The sequence below is a fragment of the Rhizobium anhuiense genome, assembly GCF_003985145.1.
GTDB classification, from domain to species: Bacteria; Pseudomonadota; Alphaproteobacteria; order Rhizobiales; family Rhizobiaceae; genus Rhizobium; species Rhizobium anhuiense.
Genome location: NZ_ML133522.1, coordinates 678,326 through 698,258, shown reverse-complemented (window position 1 = coordinate 698,258; position 19,933 = coordinate 678,326). Strand labels below are relative to the sequence as shown.

Here is a 19,933-nt window from a genome sequence, read left to right as displayed (position 1 = left end):
GATCGCTAAGTCGCCACGAAGATCGACCGGGATCGGCCGATCGAGCGCGGCGGGGGCAACCGTCCACGGCAAGAAGGCGATAAGATGTTGTCAATGGGGCAACTGGCCGGTTCACGGGCCGTATTCCACAGGCAATGGCCTGGGCGCCGCATAGATGGCCGAAAGCTGCAACTTCGGCCTGGAAAACAACGACTTCGAGGCGAATAAATCGGGGACCTGCTGCGCGGGACTTATGTTAGCTCAAGCTGTTTAACATGCGATTCGTGGCTTCGCTTACGCGCAGCGTATTCGCTCCTCACCCCCTCGCCTGCAAAGCCCCCCTCAACGGCAGCCGCGTCGCCGCCAGCGCCGGCAAGGCTCCGCCGACAATCCCGATCGCAAGTCCCAGCAGGCCCGCGGTAAGTACGACGTCGCTGGTAACGTCGAGCTGGAAGGCCATCTTGGTATTGTTGGCGCCCATCGTGCTTGCCCGCCAGCCGTCGAAGGCGAGCCGCGAGGCGAGGATGCCGACGACCGCGCCCACCGACGACAGCAGCACCGCCTCGACCCAGGTCGCAGCGAAGGCCGGCACGCGGGCGAAGCCGATCATACGCAGCGTGGCGATCTCGACGGTGCGGTCGGAAACCGAACTCATCATCGTGTTCAGCGCCCCAGCCGTGGCACCGACCGCCATCAATAGCGCAATCGGCCAGCCGAACAGGCGAATGAGGCTCTCGGTGCGCTCCGCCTGCCCGGCATAGAGATCGGCTTCGGAGACTGAGGTAAGTGGGGCGCCGGGAACCGCAGAAAGGCGCGCGCGCAGCGTCGTCAGCGGAAGAGCGGGATCGCCCCGCCCGTCGAGGCGCACGCGCAGGCTCTGCACCTGCCCCAGCCGGTCGAAAGCCGATTGCACAGCCTCCAGATCCGCCCAGATCTCGGATTCGAAGGCGCTGCCGCCGGAGGTGAAATGCCCCACGACAGTCCATTCGACCGGGCCGAGCCGCACCCTGTCGCCGACCGCAAAGCCGGAGAATTCGTCGGCGATACGGGCGCCGACGACGATTTCGCGGGCGCCCTGGGAAAACAGCCGCCCCTGCGAAAGCGCCGCACGATCGCGCAAGCCGGGACCCAGCGGGTCCATGCCTCTCAACGACAGCGTCTGCTCCGCGCCGTCGACTTGCCTGACGACATCGACGGGAACGACGATCTCGCGCGACAGCGCCAGCCCGCCCGCGCCATCCCGCACCACGCCGATATCACCGGTCATGGCGGCAAGGCTGCGGATCGCCTCGGCAGGTACGTCAGAGCCGATCTCCTGGTTGGTCCCGCCGCCGAGAATGACGGCGATGCCAGGCGAGCCGGCGCCGGCAAGCGCGGTTTCAAATCCCCGCGCCATGGCGAGAAATCCTGCGAGCACCGCCACCACGAGAGCGACCGAGAGCACCATCGACAGCGAGATCCAGAGCCGCCGCGGCAGGCTGCCGAGGTTGATTCTGATCATGAGAAAGGTCTGCTTGAGCACTGATGACATTGGACTATCTCGATCTGAAGGCATTGACGATGGGCATGCGCATGGCGTTCCAGGCGGGCAGCAGCCCAGTCAGGAGGCCGAGACCCGCAATGATGGCGAGGGATTTCGACAGCACCGACAGACTGAAGACGAGGCCGAATTCAGGCCCGATCAACAGTGTCGCAAGCTTGGCAAGAAGGAGCCCGGCCGCCCCACCGGCGGCAAAGATGAACAGCGTCTCGCCGAGCACCAGCGTCATGATCCGGCCTTGGGAAAAGCCCAACACCTTCATCACGCCGATCTCGAAGCTGCGTTCCCTCACGGCAAAGAGCATGGTGTTCACCGTGATCATCAGGATGGTCACGAAAGCCGCGCCGACGACGAGGCCGACAATCAGGCCGACATCGGCGAACTGCCGCAGGAAGCCTTCGAGGAACTGCTTTTCCGATTGCGTCCGCGTCTGTGCCGCCGAATTGGCAAACAGCGCATCGATCCGCGCCGCCAGCACGCCGGATGATACTCCCTCGCGCGGGCGCACCACGAAGGTGTCGACCGTATCCTTGTCTCGCGCCCGGGCCTCATTGATCGTGTCGTAACGGGCCAGCATGAAATAGGTGTCGGTGCTGGCATTAGCTCCCTCGAAGATGCCTGATATCACGAAGCGCCAGTCGCGGCTGCCGTCGGCCCTCATCAACTGGCTGGTGACGCCGATGCGCTGGCCGACCGACCAACCCTGAGCCTCCGCCAACGCTTTGCCGACGAGCACCCGGTCACGGCCCTCTTCGAGTGCTGCGATCAGATCAGGCGTCAGTCCAAGCTCATCGCCATTGGCAGCGGCGACCGCGCGCGGATCGACCGCGCTGGTCATCACGATATTCTTCTCGACCTCGACGAACCCGCGCATCCGCGCGGTATAGGCAACGGCGGCGACATCAGCGTCCGCAGCGATCCGGTTGAGATAGGCGAGCGGCAGCGGCAACCCGCGGCCCGACTTGTTGAAGACGCCGAGCAGGTTGTCGCTGGCGCCCGCCGCCCCTTGGCTGCCGCCGAGGAAGCTGGCGGTCAGGGCGTAAATCAGGAAGGCGACGCCGACCGAGAACATCAGCAGTGTCGCCCTCAGCCGCTTGCGCCAGGCATTGCGCCGCATGAGCTGGAAGAAAGTCATTGGCCCCTCCCTTGCTGCTCGACGAATTCGCCCTTGTTGAGATGCAACGTGCGCCGGGCAAAGGCGGCGGCCTCGGGATCATGCGTGACCATGATGATCGTCTTCTGAAGCTCACGATTGAGAAAGCCCAGCATCTCCAGGATATCGTTGGCCGATTTCCGGTCGAGATCGCCGGTCGGTTCATCGCAGAGCAGAAGGTCGGGATCACCGACGATGGCGCGCGCAATGCCGACGCGCTGCTGCTGCCCGCCGGACATGCTCGACGGAAACTGCCGCTGCCGGCCCGCAAGCCCGACGAGATCCATGACGGTCTCGACGCGGGCGCGCCGCTCCTTTCGCCCGAGCGGCTTCAAAAGCAGCGGCAGCTCGATATTCTCGCTCGCATTCAGCATCGGCAGCAGATTGTAGAACTGGAAGACGATGCCCATGCCATGCGCCCGCCATGCGGCTCTGGCGCCCTCGCCCATCTGTTCGAGATGACTGCGGCCGATCCTGATCTCCCCGGCATCAGGGCTGTCGAGGCCGCCCAACATGTTGAGCAGCGTCGATTTCCCCGAGCCCGATGGTCCCATGACGGCGACGAAATCGCCGCGCGCAATGGAAAGGTCGAGCCCGGAAAAGATCGGGATCGTCTCCGCACCGATCCTGAATGCCTTCTGGACGCCGCGAAGCGCGATATAGGGCTCTTGCGTATCGTTCATCGCTCTGCTCCTTGCTGATGATCTGTGATATCCGCGGCCTGTGGCCGAACGGTCGCAGCTCCGCCCGCCTGTGAGCCGGAAGCTGTTGTCTCATCCACCACAAGGCGGATGCGCGCGGCCATCGCAGGGCGCATGCCCGGCGGCGACGAAGACAGCGACAGGCGAAGCGTCACCGTTCCCTTCTCCCGCGAAATCATGGGCGCGATCTTCGACACTACGACCGCAAAGGGCCGATCGGGAAAGCCGTCGAGGACCGCCTCACCGGATAGGCCCGGTCGCATCTGCGCGATGTTGGTCTCCGCCACATCGGCATCAATGGCCATGTTTGCCGTGTCGGTAATCACAAGCAGGCTTTCATTCTCCCGCACGCTGTCCTCGCGCGACAGCACGGTGTCGCCGGCATGCGCGGTAAGCCGCGTGACGGTGCCCGATATCGGCGCCCGGACGGTCAGCGCCTCCACCTGCTCGCGCGCCCTGTCGATATCGAGATCCGCCTTGGCCACATTCTGCCGTGCCTGCAGGGCAGCATTCTCGGCAGTGTCGAAAGCAGTCCTCGCCTCCTCCAGCGTCTGCGCCGACATGGCATCGCGCCCGGCCAGCCGCTCGATGCGCGTCAGGGAAGACCGCGCCTGCGCGAGATCGATATTCTTTGCATCAAGCGCCAGTGCCGCCGCCTGCCGGGCGATCTCGGCCCCCCGAAGCGCAAAGCGGGCGCCCGCATCGTCGAGCCGCACCAGCACCTGCCCCGCGGCAACCCTGTCACCCGCCTCGACCTCGACGGTGACGATCCGGCCTTCATATTTGGAAAAGACGGTCGCGGCATCGGGCGCCACGACATAGCCGGAGCCGGTGACCTCCCGGGCCGGCAAGGCCCGAACCGCCGGTGCATCAGCAACAGCCCGCATCCGCTCGGCAGCGGCACCCTCGGCAGGCCCTTGCGTTCCGCCTATTGGTGTCGTCGCCCCGCGCTGAACCGCGAGGCCTGCAAGCACCGTTTCGATGCGCTGCAGCATCTCGGGCCGAGAGAAAAGAACCACCGCGAGCGATGCCGTCGCGGCAAGCGCAAGCATAGCAAGTGGCATCACGCGCCGCCGGGCTTCACGCTCCGGCGGCTCTGTCTTGAAGGCCGCGGGTTCGATCGAAAGCGATCTCAGCTTGGCGGCAAGGTTTCGGTCATGTTCTGATGTCGTGTTCATGCCGACAGAATGGTCGCAGGCTGCAAAACCGCGACCTCGAACACGTTTCCGGCAGTCCTCGATCGCGATTGTGTACGTGGCGTATCTCAGGACGAGGCCGGAGAGCCTCCCACCCCACCCTTCCTCTGCCGCCAGGCAAGCGGTGTCATATCCGTAACCCGGCGGAATTCGCGGTTGAAGTTGGACTTCGTCTGGAAGCCCACCTCGAACATCACCTCGGTCACCGATTTCTCGGTGCCGGCAAGCAGCCGGCAGGCATCGCCGATCCTGTAATCATTGACATATTGCGAAACGTTCTTGTCCATCGCCCGGTTGATCGCCGCCGAGATCTGGCGCGCGGGAATGCCCGCCTTGCGAGCCAGCCGGTCGAGATTGAGATTGGCGTCGCGATAGAGTTTTCTTGCTTCCATCAGCGCATCGACCGTGGCGATGGTCTCCTTGTCCTCGGTCGTTTCGGACTTCGATGCCGTCTCCACCGTCTCGGCCGGCGCCCGGCTTCGGCTGGCCGCCGCCGCCGCAATGCCGAGGATGACGAGGACGGCGAGATTGCTGACGCTGATTAGCGTCACCGCATGCTCGCCATGTGCCCAAGTGAAGTCGAGAAACACGAAAATATCGACTGCCGCCGACAGGCACAGCGCCACCGCCGCGAAGATGATCGCCCGATAGGCCGGCACCGCCCCCTCAAAGGGCGCAAGCCGAAGCGCATCCGCGCCCGGCCGCATCAGAAGCAGGATGGCCAAGGCATACCCGATGAAAACAAGCACCAGCGCGATATCGATCGCCTCCCGCCGGAAGGTGATCAACAAGAGGATGACGGCGGCCGGCGCGGCATGCAGCGCAATCCGCTGCGGCAGCGACCGGCGGCTCGTCCGCACCAGCCTGGATACTCCGGCATAGGCAAGCGGCGGCACCATCGCCGCAATGACAGGCGCGATCATACCCACCGCCTTCACTCCGTAGCCCCAGCGCAAGCCGGAGAGGATGGACAGCAAGACGCTCAGGAGGATCAGTGCCAGAAATGGCCGGTTCGGCGCCGCCTCCTCGTCGCGCTTGAGCACGGTAACGAAGAGGACGAGCAGCAGAAGAGCAACGACGAAGGGAAGCGGAATGAACAGCATGGCCTGGTGGGATCGGAGTGACGAATAGATGCCATCATTGCCGAGATCCTCACTAGGCGCGACCTCCATCATGTTTTAGAACCTGTTTTCGCGTGGGATTTTTGATGACCGGCATGTATTACCGGCCCATCAGGCTCTGAGGCGCACCTTCTCCGACTAACTCCTTCCGCGCGAAAATCTCCACGGGAGATTCGTGAGGGACCGAGGCAAGGACAGCTGGCCGAAGGCCCGAATTCGCCCGGCGGGTGTTGCGGCGACCGCTTTCCGCGTGCCAGCGCCTGCGAAGGCAGATGAAAATATTTCTAAAAATGGATGTTCTTTGGAATTTGATATTCCGATCGCCGGTCAAATCGGATGTCCCACTCGTTGCCAATAGTCTAGTTAATTTATAGGTTTTGTGCATTGGAGGATCCCCATGCAAGAACTGCGCATCGTCGGAATATCAGGAAATGTAAAGGCGCCATCCCGCACATCGGCGCTGGTCGCGTCCATCCTTCGGCGCATCGAGTCTGAACTTGGCATCCCTGGACGGCACATTGACCTGGCTGTGTCTGCACCGGTGCTGTTTCGAGCCTTGCGGGCTGACCAACTGGGTGAGGAAGGCGCGGAGATCGTGCGCACGGTTGAGCGCGCGGATGTCCTCATCGTCGGCTCCCCGGTTTATCGCGCTTCATATAGCGGGGCGTTCAAGCACCTGTTCGACCTAGTTCACTATGAGGCGCTGGTCGGCAAACCGGTGATCCTCGCCGCAACGGGCGGAACGCCGTTGCACGGCCTGATGATCGACCATCAGCTCCGGCCCCTGTTCAGCTTCTTCAAAGCGCTGCCGCTGCCAACATCGGTCTACGCGCTTGAGAGCGAATTCGACTCATACGCCATTGCAAGTTCAGACATCCAGAAACGGATCAGAGCGGCCGTGCGGGAACTGGAACTGATCGTTCCGCACGCCAGGATGCTCGCCTTAGCCCGCGCCGAAGAACAATCGCGGCTAAGCGCCTGACAAATTACGAATAAGCACGGAGAGACCGATGTCACAATCGAAGAAAGAACCCTTGAAATTTGCCTACTGGGTGCCGAACGTGTCGGGCGGCCTGGTTATCAGTTCGGTCGAACAACGCACCGATTGGGGTATCGACTACAACCGCAAGCTCGCCCAGATCGCCGAACAGTCGGGTTTTGAGTTTGCCCTGAGCCAGATTCGCTTCACGGCCGGATATGGCGCCGACAACCAGCACGAGTCGGTCTCCTTTTCCCACGCACTTCTTGCAGCCACCGAGAAGCTTCGCGTCATTGCCGCCGTCTTGCCCGGACCGTGGAACCCGGCGCTGCTTGCCAAGCAGATCGCCACCATCAGCCACCTCACCAACGGCCGCGTCGACGTCAACATCGTCTCCGGCTGGTTCCGCGGCGAGTTCGCCGCCATCGGCGAGCCCTGGCTGGACCATGACGAACGCTATCGTCGCTCCGAGGAGTTCATCCGTGCGATCCGCGGCATCTGGACGGAAGACGTCTATAACCTGCGCGGCGATTTCTATCGCTTCACGGATTATTCGATGAAGCCGAAGCCGATCGGCGGCGTTCCGCAGGTATTCCAGGGCGGTTCCTCGCGCGCGGCTCGTGACATGGCGGCCCGCGTGTCCGACTGGTACTTCACCAACGGCAACACGCCGGAAGGTCTGAAGGCCCAGGTGGATGACATCCGCACCAAGGAAAAGGCTTTCGGCAAGACCTGGCACACGAAGATCGGCATGAATGCTTTCGGCATCGTCCGCTCCTCGGAGAAGGAAGCGCAGGAGGTCCTCCAGGAGATCCTCGACAAGGCCATTCCCGAGGCGGTCAAGGGTTTCCACCACGAGGTTCAGAATGCCGGGAATTCCTCGCCGGAGCGCGAAGGCAACTGGGCGAAATCAACCTTCCAGGATCTGGTGCAATACAACGACGGTTTCCGTTCGAACCTGATCGGCACGCCGGAGCAGGTGGCCGAACGCATCATCGGTCACAAGCGGGCCGGCGCGGACCTCATTCTGCTCGGCTTCCTGCATTTCCAGGAAGAGGTGGAATATTTCGGCAAGCACGTCCGGCCGATCGTCCGCGAACTGGAAGCGATCGAAGACCAGCGGCTGGAAGCCGCCGAATAACGGCTTCCTTCACAAACTGAAAAAGCGAACGGCTCCCCATTCCAGGGGAGCCGGATGGTGGCGCGCGTCTTCAGGCTGGGCCTGCGGATTTCTGCGCATAACGGAGCAGACGATGGTGAATGCGCATTACACGGCACTCGATGAGACTTCTACGGTGAGGGAATATTCCCCGCTGCCGGTGTCCGGTCAATCGAGCCGTAGCGTGGCGACTGCCGACAGCAATGCGCTGAGCCACCCGCCCATATTGGCGCTCGCGGGCATCACACTCTCCTTCGGCGGCGTCACGGCGATCTCGAATGTCGATCTTGCGGTCCAGCCGGGCGAGATCCGCGCGATCATCGGCCCTAACGGCGCCGGCAAGAGTTCGCTGATCAACGTGATTTCAGGGCAATACCGGCCGGATGTCGGCCATGTCAGCCTCAATGGCAAGACCTATGCGCAGGTGCCGGCGCAGAAAGCCGCGCGGCTCGGCATCGCCCGCACCTTCCAGAATCTTGCACTATTCAAAGGGCTGACGGTTCTCGAAAACGTCATGACCGGCCTGACATTCCAGCGCCGCTCGACCTTCATCGGCCAGGCGCTCGGCTCGCCCCGCGCGCGCCGCGAGGAGCGCGAGGCGCGTGAACGGGCACGGCAAGTCATCGACTTCCTGCATCTCGGCCATGTGCATGACCGGCTTGCCGGCTCGCTCCCCTATGGCCTGCAGAAGCGCGTCGAACTTGCCCGGGCGCTAGTGCCCGATCCGCAGATCCTGCTGCTCGACGAGCCGATGGCCGGCATGACCGCCACCGAAAAGCAGGAAATGGCAGGCTTCGTCCGCGCCGCGCGGGAGGGTTACGGCACGACGATTATCCTCATCGAACACGATATCGGCGTGGTCATGGGGCTTTCAGACCGGATCGCCGTGCTCGACTACGGCCGCAAGATCGCCGACGGCACCCCGGCCGAAGTGCGCGCCGACCAAGCCGTCATCGACGCCTATCTTGGCGTTACCCGCGAGGACCAGGAAGAGGGGGACGCGTAATGGAAAGCTTCGACTATCTCTTCTTCCTCGAGGTGCTGACTGGCGGACTGCTCTCCGGCGTCATGTACTCGCTCGTCGCGATCGGTTTCGTGCTGATCTACAAGACCTCGGGCGTCTTGAATTTCGCGCAAGGGGCGCTGCTCCTGTTTGCCGCCCTCACCTTCGTCTCGCTGGTCGAGCGCGGAGTGCCTTTCTATCTGGCGCTTGCCCTTACCTTCGCCATCATGGTGCTGCTGGGCATCGGCGTCGAACGCGCGGTGCTCCGACCGCTCGTCAACAAGCCGCCGATCACGCTGTTCATGGCGACGCTCGGGCTTTCCTACATCATCGAGGGTGCTGCCCAGCTTCTCTGGGGCACGCAGGTCCATGCCCTGGAGCTTGGTATCGAGGATGTGCCTTTCGAATTTTACGGAGTCTTCATCTCGCAGTTCGATCTCTTCGCCTCGGCCGTCGCAGCCTTGATGGTCATCGGACTGACGCTCTTCTTTCGCTATACCCGGGTCGGCCTGACCTTCCGCGCGGTGGCGGACGACCAGTTTGCGGCACTCGCCGTCGGACTTCGCCTGCCGCGCATCTGGGCCACCGTCTGGGCAACCTCGGGCCTCGTCGCACTGGTCGCAGGCCTTCTCTGGGGCGCGCGCAGCGGGGTACAATTCTCACTCTCGCTCGTGGTGCTGAAGGCTCTGCCAGTGCTGGTGCTCGGCGGTTTCGATTCTATCGCCGGCGCCATCATCGGCGGCCTGCTGATCGGCGCCTCGGAAAAGCTCGCCGAAGTCTATATCGGCGAATATTTTGGCGGCGGCATCGAGGGCTGGTTCGCCTATGCGATCGCGCTGGTCTTCCTGCTCATCCGCCCCTCCGGCCTGTTCGGCCAGAAGCTTGTGGAAAGGGTCTGAGCCATGGCTGCCATCACCTCCCAACCCGTCGTTTCGGCAAAACTTCCAGGCTGGATCGCGCCGCTTGCCATCCTCATCACCGCCTTCGCCGTCGTGCCCTTCATCGGCTCGAGCTATCTCATCGAAGCGCTGCTGCTGCCGTTCCTGGCATTGTCGCTGGCCGGCGTCGGCCTCAACCTGCTCACCGGCTATGCCGGGCAGGTATCGCTCGGCGGTGCTGCCTTCATGGCCGTCGGCGCCTTTGCCGCCTTCAATTTCAATCTGCGTGTCGAAGGCCTGCCGCTTCTCGTCTCCATCGCGCTCGCCGGCGGTATTACGGCTGCGGTCGGCATCGTCTTCGGCCTGCCAAGCCTGCGGCTGCGCGGCTTCTATCTCGCGGTTTCCACGCTTGCAGCACAGTTCTTCGTTCAGTGGGCACTGACCAAGTTCGGCTGGTTCTCAAACGACGATCCGTCGGGCGTGATCGACGCGCCGAAACTCACTATCGCCGGCATCGATTTCGACAGTTCGACTGGGCGCTACTATTTCTCGCTGATCGTCGTCACGGTGCTGACTTTCTTCGCCTGGCGTATCGCATCCTCCCAGACCGGACGCAACTTCATCGCCATTCGCGACAATGAGACGGCGGCCAGGATCATCGGCGTGCCGGTGCTGCGCACCAAGCTGCTCGCCTTCGCGCTTTCCTCCTTCATCATCGGGATCGCTGGCGCGCTCTGGGCCTTTGCCTATCTGCGCACAGTGGAGCCGGCCGGCTTCAATCTCGACCGTTCGTTCCAGATCCTGTTCATCATCATCATCGGCGGGCTGGCGACGATCCGCGGCGCCTTCCTGGGCGCGGCGTTGATGGTGGTCTTTCCTGTCGTACTGTCGCGGGTCGGATCGTTCCTCCTCGGCGATCTGTTCGATTCAGGCGTGCTCGACATGAGCCAGCGCATCGTCATCGGCACACTCATCATCGTCTTCCTGATCCTCGAACCCGATGGGCTCGCGGCGCTCGGAAGGCGGCTGACCGGACGGTTCAGGCCCAGCACGCCAGAACCCGTCGGCTGAGCTGCCACATCATCATCTTTGAACGCATTGGAACACCGGCATAGCCGGTCAACAGAGGGAGTATGTCCAATGAAAAATCTGAAAACCACAGTCAAGGCGGCGGTCGCAGCGCTCGCCATCATCGGTGGGGTCGGCTTGGCACCGGCCCATGCCGATGAACAATATTTCCCGCTGCAGAGCTATCGCGTCGGGCCTTATGCCGCCGGCGGCACCGGTTTCTTCGGTGGTTTCATCGACTACCTGAACCTGATCAACACCCGCGACGGCGGCGTGAACGGCGTCAAGCTCACCTGGGACGAATGCGAAACCCAGTATGAGGTCGAACGCGGCGTCGAATGCTACGAGCGCCAGAAGAGCCATCCGAACGCGGCAGCCTGGAACCCGCTTTCGGTCGGCATCGCTTATGCCATGATCGACCGCATCACCGGCGACAAGGTGCCGCTGATCACGGTGAACCATGGCCGTACAGACTCCACCGACGGACGCGTTTTCCCCTACGTCTTCCCACTGTTGCTCAATCCCTATTCGGAAACATCGGGCATCGTGAACTACCTTGCCTCTAGGGAAGGTGGTCTCGACAAGCTCAAGGGTAAGAAGATCGTCGTGCTCTATCACGGCTCGCCCTATGGCAAGGAAACCATTCCGATCTATGACTTGTTGGCCGAGAAGTATGGCTTCACGGTTCAGCAAATCGAGGTGCCGCATCCCGGCAACGAGCAGCAGTCGCAGTGGTTGACGATCCGTCGTGCCAAGCCGGATTACGTCGTCCTGCGCGGCTGGGGCGTGATGAACCCGGTGGCGTTGAAGACCGCGGCCAAGGTCGGCTTCCCCGCCTCCAAGATCGTCGGCAATGTCTGGTCGAATTCGGAAGAAGACGTGATCCCCGCAGGCGAGGCGGCGGTCGGCTATACCGCGATCACCACCCAGGCTTCAGGCCAGCAGTATCCTGTCCTGCAGGAGATCGTGAAGACGCTCTACGATCAAGGCAAGGGTAATCTCGAAGATAAGAAGCGCATCGGCTCGGTCTACCACAACCTCGGCATCGTCAATGGCATCCTGAATGTCGAAGCGATCCGCACCGCACAGGAAAAATTCGGCAAGCGTACGCTGACCGGCGACGAAGTGCGCTGGGGCTTCGAGCACCTGAAGCTCGATGAGGCCAAGGTCGCAGCACTGGGCGCCAAGGACCTGTTCCACTCCATCAACGTCTCCTGGGACAACCACGAAGGCGATGGCTATGTGACCTTCCAGCAATGGGACGGCAAGAAGTGGAACGTCGTCTCCGACTGGATCGCGCCGGACTGGAAGCTGCTGCGTCCGATCATCGAAAAATCCTCGGAAGCCTACGCCAAGGAAAAGGGCATCAAGCTGCGCACAGCGGCCGATGCCGAAGGCACCGTGACCACGAACTGACGATGTGAGGGATGGCGCAAGCCGCCATCCCTCATTCCATAACCCGGTGCGGCAGATCGGTTTGCGCTGATTGGCTTTGGAACGAACGACATGTCCGACGAAACGATCCTTCTTGATATCAACTCCGTGCACGCCGTCTACAACAAGACGATCAAAGCCCTGAACGGCGTGAGCTTTCAGCTACGGCGCGGAGAAATCCTTGCCCTTCTCGGGTCGAATGGCGCGGGCAAGACGACGGCACTGAAGGCTATCTCGAACCTGTTGCCGGCCGAACGAGGCCAGGTGACATCGGGCACGATCCGTTTCGAAGGCCGCGATGTGCTCAGCGAGAAGCCCGCCAATCTGGTGCGATCGGGCCTGGTGCAGGTGCTCGAAGGGCGGCATTGCTTCAAAAGCCTGTCGGTTGAGGAAAATCTCATCTCCGGCGGCCTCGGGCGTTCATCGTCCAGGCGCGAGATCGCTGCCGACCTCGAGCGCATCTATGCCATTTTCCCCCGGCTCAAGGAAAAGCGCCGTACAGCGGCTGGACTTACTTCAGGCGGCGAGCAGCAGATGACGGCGATCGGTCGCGCGCTGATGTCGCGGCCGCGGCTGCTTGTTCTCGACGAGCCCTCGATGGGTCTGGCACCCCTCGTGATCAAGGATATCTTCCGTTCGCTCAAGGCGCTGAACCGGGAGGATGGACTTTCCATCCTGGTTGCTGAACAGAATTCGACGGTGGCGCTTCAGTACGCCGACCACGCCACCGTCATCGAAAACGGCGTCGCCGTGCTGTCGGGTTCCGCCGCCGAATTGCGCAGCCGTGACGACATCAAGGCTTTTTATCTCGGGGAAAGCGCGGCCTTCGCCCACGGCAGGCCGGCGGCCTGATCCATTCACATCCATCACGCAGAAGGGAGACCAAAATGAACGTCATTGCCAAAACAGACAGGGTTGCCGTACCCGGCGTCAAGCGGCCGGAAAAGCCTGCGCATATCATCAAGGGCGACGCAGAAGCGATCGCGGTCGCTCACCGGCTCGCCGCGGAGTTCGTCAAGGGTTCCGCAGATCGTGACCGCGAGCGGATCTGGCCGGCGGAAGAATTGGATGCCTTCTCGCAGAGCGGACTCTGGTCGATCAATGTGCCCAAGGCGTTCGGCGGACCGGAGGTCTCCTACGTCACGCTCGCAAAGGTGGTCGAGATCATCTCCGAGGCAGATTCGTCAATCGGCCAGATCTCGCAGAACCATCTCGGCGTCGTGGCGGCAATCCGTACGGTTTCAGACGAAGCGCAGCAGGAACTGTTGTTCGGCGAAATTCTCAAGGGCACCCGCTTCGGTAATGCCTTTTCGGAATTCGGCTCCAAACGCGCGGTCGATTTTGAAACCAGGTTTGTCGACCATGGCGACCACGTCGTGGTGAACGGTCAGAAATTCTATTCGTCCGGCGCCTTGCTTGCCCATAAGGTGCCGATCGTGGCGCTCGATGACGAGGGCTGCGCCTGGTACGCGATCGCCGATCGCGATGCGCCGGGTTTGACTGTCATCGACGACTGGTCGAGCTTTGGCCAGCGAACCACGCTGTCGGGCACCGTCATCCTCGACAATGTCAAAGTCGACAAGGCGTGGCTGGTGCCCGGTTACAAGGGCTATGACAGACCGACGGCCGACGGCGCCATCTTCCAAATCATCCAGGTTGCCGTCGATACCGGCATCGCATCGGCAGCGATTAAGGAGACGATCGATTTCGTCCGCACCAAATCCCGCGCCTGGGTCGATAGCGGCCTCGACCATGCCTGGGATGATCCTTACACGATCCAGGCGATCGGAGGACTCCAGCTCAGGCTGCATGCGGCTCAGGCGCTGCTCGAGAAAGCCGGACTTGCAATCGACCGGGCGGTCGCCAATCCCAATGCCGATACCGTGGCGGAAGCCCAGGTCTTCACGGCCGAGGCCAAGATCCTCTCCACCGAGATCGCTATCGAGGCGACCAACAAGCTGTTCGAACTGGCGGGCACCCGCTCGACGCTTGCCGAGCACAATCTCGACCGCCATTGGCGCAATGCCCGGACGCATACGCTGCACGATCCGGTACGATGGAAATACTCGATCCTCGGCAAGTATTTCCTCAATGGAGAGAAGCCGCCGCTGCACGCCTGGAGCTAAAAAGGCTGCCATTCGCGCTTCGAAACTCAGAATATTTCAGTGGCGAGAGGGACCTCATCGCCACTGTCCTGCTATCCTTATATGTCGAGAGCATCCAGTGACCGCGGCGTTTCGGATTGATCTGCTCCCTGGAATATAAGCGGTCTTAGGTTAGCCGCCGTTCAACCGCTCGAACATCGCTTCGCCATGCTTGCGCGTGTGGACGGCGGTGCCGACCAGCAGTTCGTCCTGGTCATTCTCCAACTGGGCAAGTGCGTCCGTGGCGAATTCCTCCGGCGACATCATGTATTGCCGCTCCGCACCCGCTGCCCGCACGCCACCGCCGAGATTGGTGTCGACCACCGGCGGGACCATCTCGACCACCCGCACGCCCGTCGCCTTCAACTGGTGGCGAAGCGACAGCGTGAAGGAATGGAGGGCGGCCTTGGTCGCACAATAGACGGGAATGTCGGCCTTCGGCGTAAACGCCAGTCCCGAGGTGACGTTGACGATGACGGCGCTGGGTTGCCGCTTCAGCATCGGCAGCAGCTCGCCGATCAGTTGGATCGGCGCGGCAAGGTTGATGGCTATCTCCTGGTCGAGATCGGCCACGGCCTGATCATCGTCGAAATGCCTGACGTACTGCACCCCGGCATTGTTGATCAGCATGTTGAGGTCGGGATGGTTGTTTTCCAGCCAGCCCGACAGGCTGTCACGATTGTCGAGATCGGTGACGTCGCAGACCCGCGTTATCAGAGCAGGAACGGCCGCCTGCGCCGTGTCCAGCGCCTCCCTGCTCCTGCCGCAGATGATGACGCGATTTTTCCGTTCGGAAAGTTGCTTAGCGAGCGCCAGCCCGATGCCGCTTGCGCCGCCGGTGATGAGAATGGTGTTGTCCGTCAGTTTCAAGTCGAACGTCCTTCTATGTTGACATGAAGGTGCGCCGACAAAGGTTTCAGAGTTCCCGGCGGACACACCTACGAGACCGGCAAGCCGGCTGCGGTGTCGCGGTTACCCTGAAAGGAGGAGTTGCCGCCCGATGGGCGACGGCCGGGCTACCATCCGACCAGCACTCTTTCGACGGAATTTTTATAAGGCAGATTTTGCTACGATGGCAAGTGGCGACGATGGCTATGCCGAACTGCTGCGCTCAGCCGCATCCCTGCCCTCCAGCCTCATCCAGACGTGTCGTCCAAGGAGTCCAGGAACGCGAGCACTCGGCTGGTGAGGAGCGCGGCCGCATCCGCGTCATAGGATGGAAGCGAGCTGTCGGCGAAGTAGTGCTGATCGCCGGGGTAGAGGAAAAGCTCCGCCTTCTCGACCTTTTCCACAATCTCGCGGGCGGCTTCGATATCGCCCTCGCCTGCGAAAATCGGGTCGTTGTCCATACCGTGGATCTGCACCGCGACGCCATCCGGCCATGGTCCGAAGGCCCACTCGCCGCTGATCGGCAGGCAGGAGTAGAAGAGCAGCGCCCCACGGGCCCCAGGCCGCGTCTGCGCCAGCTTCTGCGCCGGCAGCACACCCAATGAGAACCCGCCATAGACGAGCTCGACCGGCAGTTCGTCGGCGAGGCGGACGCCACGCTCCCTGACAGCGTCGAATCCGATTTCACCGATATAGGCGAGGCCTTCTTCGATGCTGGGGAAGGTACGCCCGTCGAACAGATCAGGCGTATGCACGATGTGGCCGGCTGCCCTCAAAGCGTCGGCGAACGCATGCACACCCGGGGTCAGCCCCTGTGCGTGGTGGAATAACAAGACCTCAGCCATACGAAGCCTCCGGATGGGATGATCGGGCGCACATTCGGCAACTCTACCGGGTCATCGCCTCGTCGGGAAGACGTCAGTCGCAGGCCAGTGCCATACTCTAGGTGTGGCAGCAGGGACCGTTCCCGCTGTCATCGGGTGAAGGCTGCAGGCGATTGTCGACACTCTCCTCGTTTCCACCAGGCGGCAGGTCCATGGCGATGTTGGATGCGAAAAAGCCGTTCGGTTTCAGTGTGAAGCCTGCATATTCCACCGGCATGATCGGAAAATCCTCGGGCTTGCAGACATGGGTATGACCGAAGGAATGCCAGAGCACGATATCGGCATTCTCGATTTCGCGATTCTGCTTGACATAACCCGGCAGGCCGTCGCCGCCGGCATGCACGTTCGGATAATCGCCGCTCGCATATTTCTCCCTGGCATCGAAGGCCGTGACCCAGATGTGTTTCTTGGCGAAGCCGCCGCGCTGGGCAACGGTCGAATCCGGCTGGGCAAGCATGACCGGTGACGGCATGACGATGATCTTGTAGCCCGGCGTTTTGCCGACGCTGTTCTGCATGTTGGGGTTGGAGACTTTCCAGTAGCGGCCGGTCTCACCATTGGCGAGTGAAGGCGAATCGAGTTCGCGCTTCAACACGCGAGTCCTGGTATCGAAGACATTGCCATAGGGATTGTCCTCACCCCAGGGACGCGGCACGAACTCATGCTCGGTCACAGTGTTACCACCGCCATCGACATCCATATGCAGGCGCGCATTGAAGAAATGCTGGTGGGTCGGACCGCCGAGATTGTCATCGACCATGCCGCCCCACGGATAGGTTTCGCCGGTCGCGACTGCCGCCGTCTGGATGATGCCGGTAAGCTTGGCTTCGAGCTGGATCGTGCCGTCCTGGTAGAGATACCAGTAGAAGCCGTAATCATAATTGCCGACGGTTGCGAAGAAGGAGATGACGAGGCGGCGGGAGCGGCGCACTTCGAAAATACCGTTGCGAAATTCGTAATGCTTCCAGAGGATTCCGTAATCCTCCTCATGCAAGCAGATGGCGTTCTTCATGATGAAAGGCTGGCCGAAATCATCGGCCGCCGGCACGTCGAAATAGTGAATATGGCCGAGGCAGTCGCAGCCGAGTTCGAGGCAATTGGCCAGGCGCCCGAGGCCATATTCGCCGGCATCGAAAGCGCTCTTCCAATAATGGTTCGCAGTCGGATCGGCATAGGGAACGACCATTTCGGTGACGCTGGCGCGAAAGACGACAGGCCGCAGCCTGCCCTGATCCCTGATGCCGAGTTCATGCAGAACGAGGCCTTCGCGCGGGGTGAAACCGACACGGAAACTCCAGTTCTGCCATTCGACTTTCCAGCCGTCGACAGCAAAGCTCGGCCCTTGCGGCTGAACGATATGCAGCGGCTTGAGATCGGGTCGGAGTTCCGGGAAGGTTTCGCGGCCATAATTGCGCTTCTTCCGTGGAACCGGAATGATCTTTTCATCGTCGACGAGATCGACCACTCGGTTGGTGATCAGGTCGACCACCGCCACCACACCCTCGATCGGATGCGCATAGCCGTTGTCGCGGATATCCTCGCGCCAATAGGACACGGCGCGGACGATGCGCTTTCCCTTCTCGAATTCGCGGCCAAAATAGCCGGAGGAAAAAGGATCGATCTGGATGAGCGGAATATCCTCGTCGGTGATGCCCCGCTTCTTGACGGCAGCAATCCAGCGCGGATCGGATTTGACGGTGCCCTCAACGGTTTCGAATTCACACAGCATGACCGGCGGCTGGCCATAAGGCAGCTCGCCAAGAGGCAGTCTTATATAGGAGGACACTTTGCCGGCGGTCAGATCGACGATGCCCTCGAAGGTCTCGCCGTTGCTGATATCCATGGCCAGAATGAAGGCGAGACGCGGCAGACTATCGCCCAAGCGATAAGTGGCAAGATCCGTCTTGGCCGGCTCCTCCAGCCGGGTTATCGGAAAGCGGAAGGTGGCTGCGAGTTTCTGCGTATCCTTGAGGATGGCAACGGCAGAAGCGATCTCGGCCAGGCTCAGGGGATCGAGCGGATGGGTGACTGCGACAACGGCGTCCATGGACATACCTCTTTGATTTGGGCCTCTTTGATTTTGGGCCTCTTGGCTTCCGGAAAGACGACGCACCATCGCGCGTCGCAAGCTGTGCGGTGATCAGGATCGACCGGAGCAGATCTGCGTCTCGATCGTCATTGCCTCTGCGTGAATGCAAAACACCGAGCAGAAGACATGCGCCTCAACGGCAACCAGCAAAGTCGCGCCGGTAAGGATCGCGCTCGCGAGAGCCAGAAAGCGATCGACGGGTGCAAGTTCGGCAATGGCACTCATTCGAAGACCTTTCCGAGTGAGGCATAGAGAGCGGGCTTGGACTTCTTGACCTGGATCGCAAAAAGCGCACCGAGAATGCCCACCAGTACCATCGCATAGGGGAAAGCCTTGACGATCGGGCTTTCGCTGCCGGAAAGCAGGGAAAGATTGGAACTGACCAGCACCAGCGAACCCATCAGGCCGAGCAGCGCCAGCGCCGGAGCGATCATCGTGGTCCAGGCGCTGTAGCTGTTCGGCGTCTTGCGGAAGAACATGACGATCGCGACGGAGACCAGCACCTGCACCAGCAGGATACCGATCCCTGCAAGCGCCGCCATCCACGAGAACACGACGGTGTAGGGATCGGCGCCGAAGATGACGAACAGGGCAAGAACGACGGCCGCGATCAGACTTTGCAACAGGCCTGCGGCATAGGGTGAGCCATGCTTGGCGTGAACCTTGCCAAGCACCTTGACGGCCAGCCCTTCCCGGCCAAGGGCGAAGAAATAGCGGTTGAGCGTATTGTGGAAGGACAGGATGCAGGCAAACAGGCTGGTGATCAGCAGCACGTTCATCACCTGGCTCGACCATGCGCCGAGCACGGAATTGGCGGCAACGAAGTAGAAACTGTCGAGGCCGGCGGCAGCGGAGGCCTGCACATTGCCCGGACCGTAGAATTGCACGATGGCCCAGGTGGAGAAGGCGTAGAACAGGGTGATGAGCAGCACCGCAACATAGGTGGCGCGGGGGATGGTCTTTTCCGGATTTTCGGCTTCCTCGCCGAAAATGGCCGTCGCTTCGAAGCCGATGAAGGAACCGATGACGAAGACCAGCGCCACACCAAGACCTGATGTAAAGACCGACGATGGAGCGAAGGAGGAAAAGGTGATGCCTTCTGGTCCGCCGCCTGAAAAGACGATGGCAAGATCGAGAACCAGCAATATGGCGATTTCGGCGATCATGCAGACGCCAAGGATCGCGCCTGAGAAGGCGATGTTGCGTTGACCGCAGACCAGCACGACGACGAGTGCCGCGAAGGCCCAGGCCCACCACGGCAGGACCAGCCCAAGCGGCGCTATGGCGTTGGCCACGAAGAAGCCGAACAGCCCATAGATGGCGATCTGAACCGCGCTATAGGTGACCAGCGCCATGAAGGCGCCACCCACCCCGGCCGGCTTACCGATGCCATGGGTGATATAGGTGTAGAAGGCCCCCGCCCCGCCCACATGCCGGCTCATGGCGGTGAAGCCGACCGAGAAGAGCAGGTAAAGCAGGCCGGCGAGCACGAAAGCGCCGGGAACGCCTGCGCCATTGCCAAAGGCAAAGGCGGCCGGTGAAGCGCCGACGACGGCCGTGAGAGGCGCGGCCGCGGCAACGACGAAGAACACGATATGGGCAAGCCCCACCGAGTCCTTGGCCAGACGACGCTCCGGCGATGACGGCGCGGGCATGCTTGCTTCCAATGTCATGGAGAAACCCCTCTTTGCTTGTTTGTTGCCAAGAGGGTAAGCGC

Annotated in this window: 18 protein-coding genes; 8 read left to right on the top strand and 10 right to left on the bottom strand. The window is 61.7% G+C overall.

Annotation, left to right across the window (positions count from 1 at the left end):
- Window positions 1–295: 295 nt before the first annotated feature.
- Genes EEQ99_RS09490 through EEQ99_RS09470 form a run of 5 tightly spaced genes read right to left on the bottom strand, consistent with a single transcriptional unit; the run spans window position 296 to window position 5,744 of the window.
- The gene (locus EEQ99_RS09490) at window positions 296–1,510 is read right to left on the bottom strand and encodes an ABC transporter permease (protein ID WP_127430301.1); all 1,215 of its coding nucleotides are present in this window, start codon (window positions 1,508–1,510) and stop codon (window positions 296–298) included.
- A 4-nt stretch (window positions 1,511–1,514) separates the two neighbouring features.
- Window positions 1,515–2,654 (bottom strand): ABC transporter permease, encoded by a 1,140-nt coding sequence (locus tag EEQ99_RS09485; RefSeq protein ID WP_127430300.1) that lies wholly within the window; start codon window positions 2,652–2,654, stop codon window positions 1,515–1,517.
- Window positions 2,651–3,355, bottom strand: a complete 705-nt coding sequence (locus EEQ99_RS09480; protein ID WP_047614052.1) for an ABC transporter ATP-binding protein — start codon at window positions 3,353–3,355, stop codon at window positions 2,651–2,653. Before EEQ99_RS09480 ends, EEQ99_RS09485 begins: the two co-directional genes overlap by 4 nt.
- On the bottom strand, window positions 3,352–4,641 hold the full coding sequence (locus EEQ99_RS09475; protein WP_373289055.1) for an efflux RND transporter periplasmic adaptor subunit: 1,290 nt from the start codon (window positions 4,639–4,641) through the stop codon (window positions 3,352–3,354). Before EEQ99_RS09475 ends, EEQ99_RS09480 begins: the two co-directional genes overlap by 4 nt.
- Window positions 4,638–5,744, bottom strand: a complete 1,107-nt coding sequence (locus tag EEQ99_RS09470; protein WP_063475139.1) for a helix-turn-helix domain-containing protein — start codon at window positions 5,742–5,744, stop codon at window positions 4,638–4,640. Before EEQ99_RS09470 ends, EEQ99_RS09475 begins: the two co-directional genes overlap by 4 nt.
- A gap of 343 nt (window positions 5,745–6,087) precedes the next feature.
- Between EEQ99_RS09470 and msuE the strand changes: the two genes are divergently transcribed.
- From msuE to EEQ99_RS09430, 8 genes are all read left to right on the top strand, one after another.
- Window positions 6,088–6,672 (top strand): FMN reductase, encoded by a 585-nt coding sequence (gene msuE / locus EEQ99_RS09465; protein WP_127430298.1) that lies wholly within the window; start codon window positions 6,088–6,090, stop codon window positions 6,670–6,672.
- A gap of 28 nt (window positions 6,673–6,700) precedes the next feature.
- Window positions 6,701–7,810 (top strand): dimethylsulfone monooxygenase SfnG, encoded by a 1,110-nt coding sequence (gene sfnG / locus EEQ99_RS09460; RefSeq protein ID WP_127430297.1) that lies wholly within the window; start codon window positions 6,701–6,703, stop codon window positions 7,808–7,810.
- A 112-nt stretch (window positions 7,811–7,922) separates the two neighbouring features.
- On the top strand, window positions 7,923–8,834 hold the full coding sequence (locus tag EEQ99_RS09455; RefSeq protein ID WP_127430296.1) for an ABC transporter ATP-binding protein: 912 nt from the start codon (window positions 7,923–7,925) through the stop codon (window positions 8,832–8,834).
- Window positions 8,834–9,730, top strand: coding sequence for a branched-chain amino acid ABC transporter permease (locus tag EEQ99_RS09450; protein ID WP_127430295.1), 897 nt, complete (start codon window positions 8,834–8,836; stop codon window positions 9,728–9,730). The genes EEQ99_RS09455 and EEQ99_RS09450 overlap by 1 nt, the downstream gene beginning before the upstream one ends.
- Window positions 9,731–9,733: 3 nt before the next feature.
- Window positions 9,734–10,780 carry a branched-chain amino acid ABC transporter permease gene (locus EEQ99_RS09445; RefSeq protein ID WP_127430294.1) on the top strand — a complete coding sequence of 349 codons (1,047 nt, stop codon included), beginning with the start codon at window positions 9,734–9,736 and terminating at the stop codon, window positions 10,778–10,780.
- Window positions 10,781–10,849: 69 nt separating this feature from the next.
- Entirely contained in the window at window positions 10,850–12,193 is a 1,344-nt protein-coding gene (locus tag EEQ99_RS09440; protein ID WP_127430293.1) for an ABC transporter substrate-binding protein, read from the top strand.
- A 90-nt stretch (window positions 12,194–12,283) separates the two neighbouring features.
- Entirely contained in the window at window positions 12,284–13,063 is a 780-nt protein-coding gene (locus EEQ99_RS09435) for an ABC transporter ATP-binding protein (RefSeq protein ID WP_127430292.1), read from the top strand.
- Window positions 13,064–13,098: 35 nt separating this feature from the next.
- Window positions 13,099–14,337, top strand: coding sequence for an SfnB family sulfur acquisition oxidoreductase (locus tag EEQ99_RS09430; RefSeq protein ID WP_127430291.1), 1,239 nt, complete (start codon window positions 13,099–13,101; stop codon window positions 14,335–14,337).
- Between the two features lie 150 nt (window positions 14,338–14,487).
- Here EEQ99_RS09430 and EEQ99_RS09425 read toward each other — a convergent pair whose 3' ends face one another.
- The 5 genes from EEQ99_RS09425 to EEQ99_RS09410 all read right to left on the bottom strand — a co-directional run bounded on the left by EEQ99_RS09425 (window position 14,488) and on the right by EEQ99_RS09410 (window position 19,889).
- Complete coding sequence (locus EEQ99_RS09425) at window positions 14,488–15,225, bottom strand: SDR family oxidoreductase (protein ID WP_127430290.1); 738 nt, start codon at window positions 15,223–15,225, stop codon at window positions 14,488–14,490.
- A gap of 266 nt (window positions 15,226–15,491) precedes the next feature.
- Window positions 15,492–16,088 (bottom strand): dienelactone hydrolase family protein, encoded by a 597-nt coding sequence (locus EEQ99_RS09420; RefSeq protein WP_127430289.1) that lies wholly within the window; start codon window positions 16,086–16,088, stop codon window positions 15,492–15,494.
- A 97-nt stretch (window positions 16,089–16,185) separates the two neighbouring features.
- Complete coding sequence (locus EEQ99_RS09415) at window positions 16,186–18,174, bottom strand: primary-amine oxidase (RefSeq protein ID WP_127430288.1); 1,989 nt, start codon at window positions 18,172–18,174, stop codon at window positions 16,186–16,188.
- 93 nt (window positions 18,175–18,267) lie between these two features.
- Entirely contained in the window at window positions 18,268–18,441 is a 174-nt protein-coding gene (locus EEQ99_RS34510) for a hypothetical protein (protein ID WP_164735912.1), read from the bottom strand.
- The gene (locus EEQ99_RS09410) at window positions 18,438–19,889 is read right to left on the bottom strand and encodes an APC family permease (protein ID WP_127430287.1); all 1,452 of its coding nucleotides are present in this window, start codon (window positions 19,887–19,889) and stop codon (window positions 18,438–18,440) included. The genes EEQ99_RS34510 and EEQ99_RS09410 overlap by 4 nt, the downstream gene beginning before the upstream one ends.
- Between the last annotated feature and the right edge of the window lie 44 nt (window positions 19,890–19,933).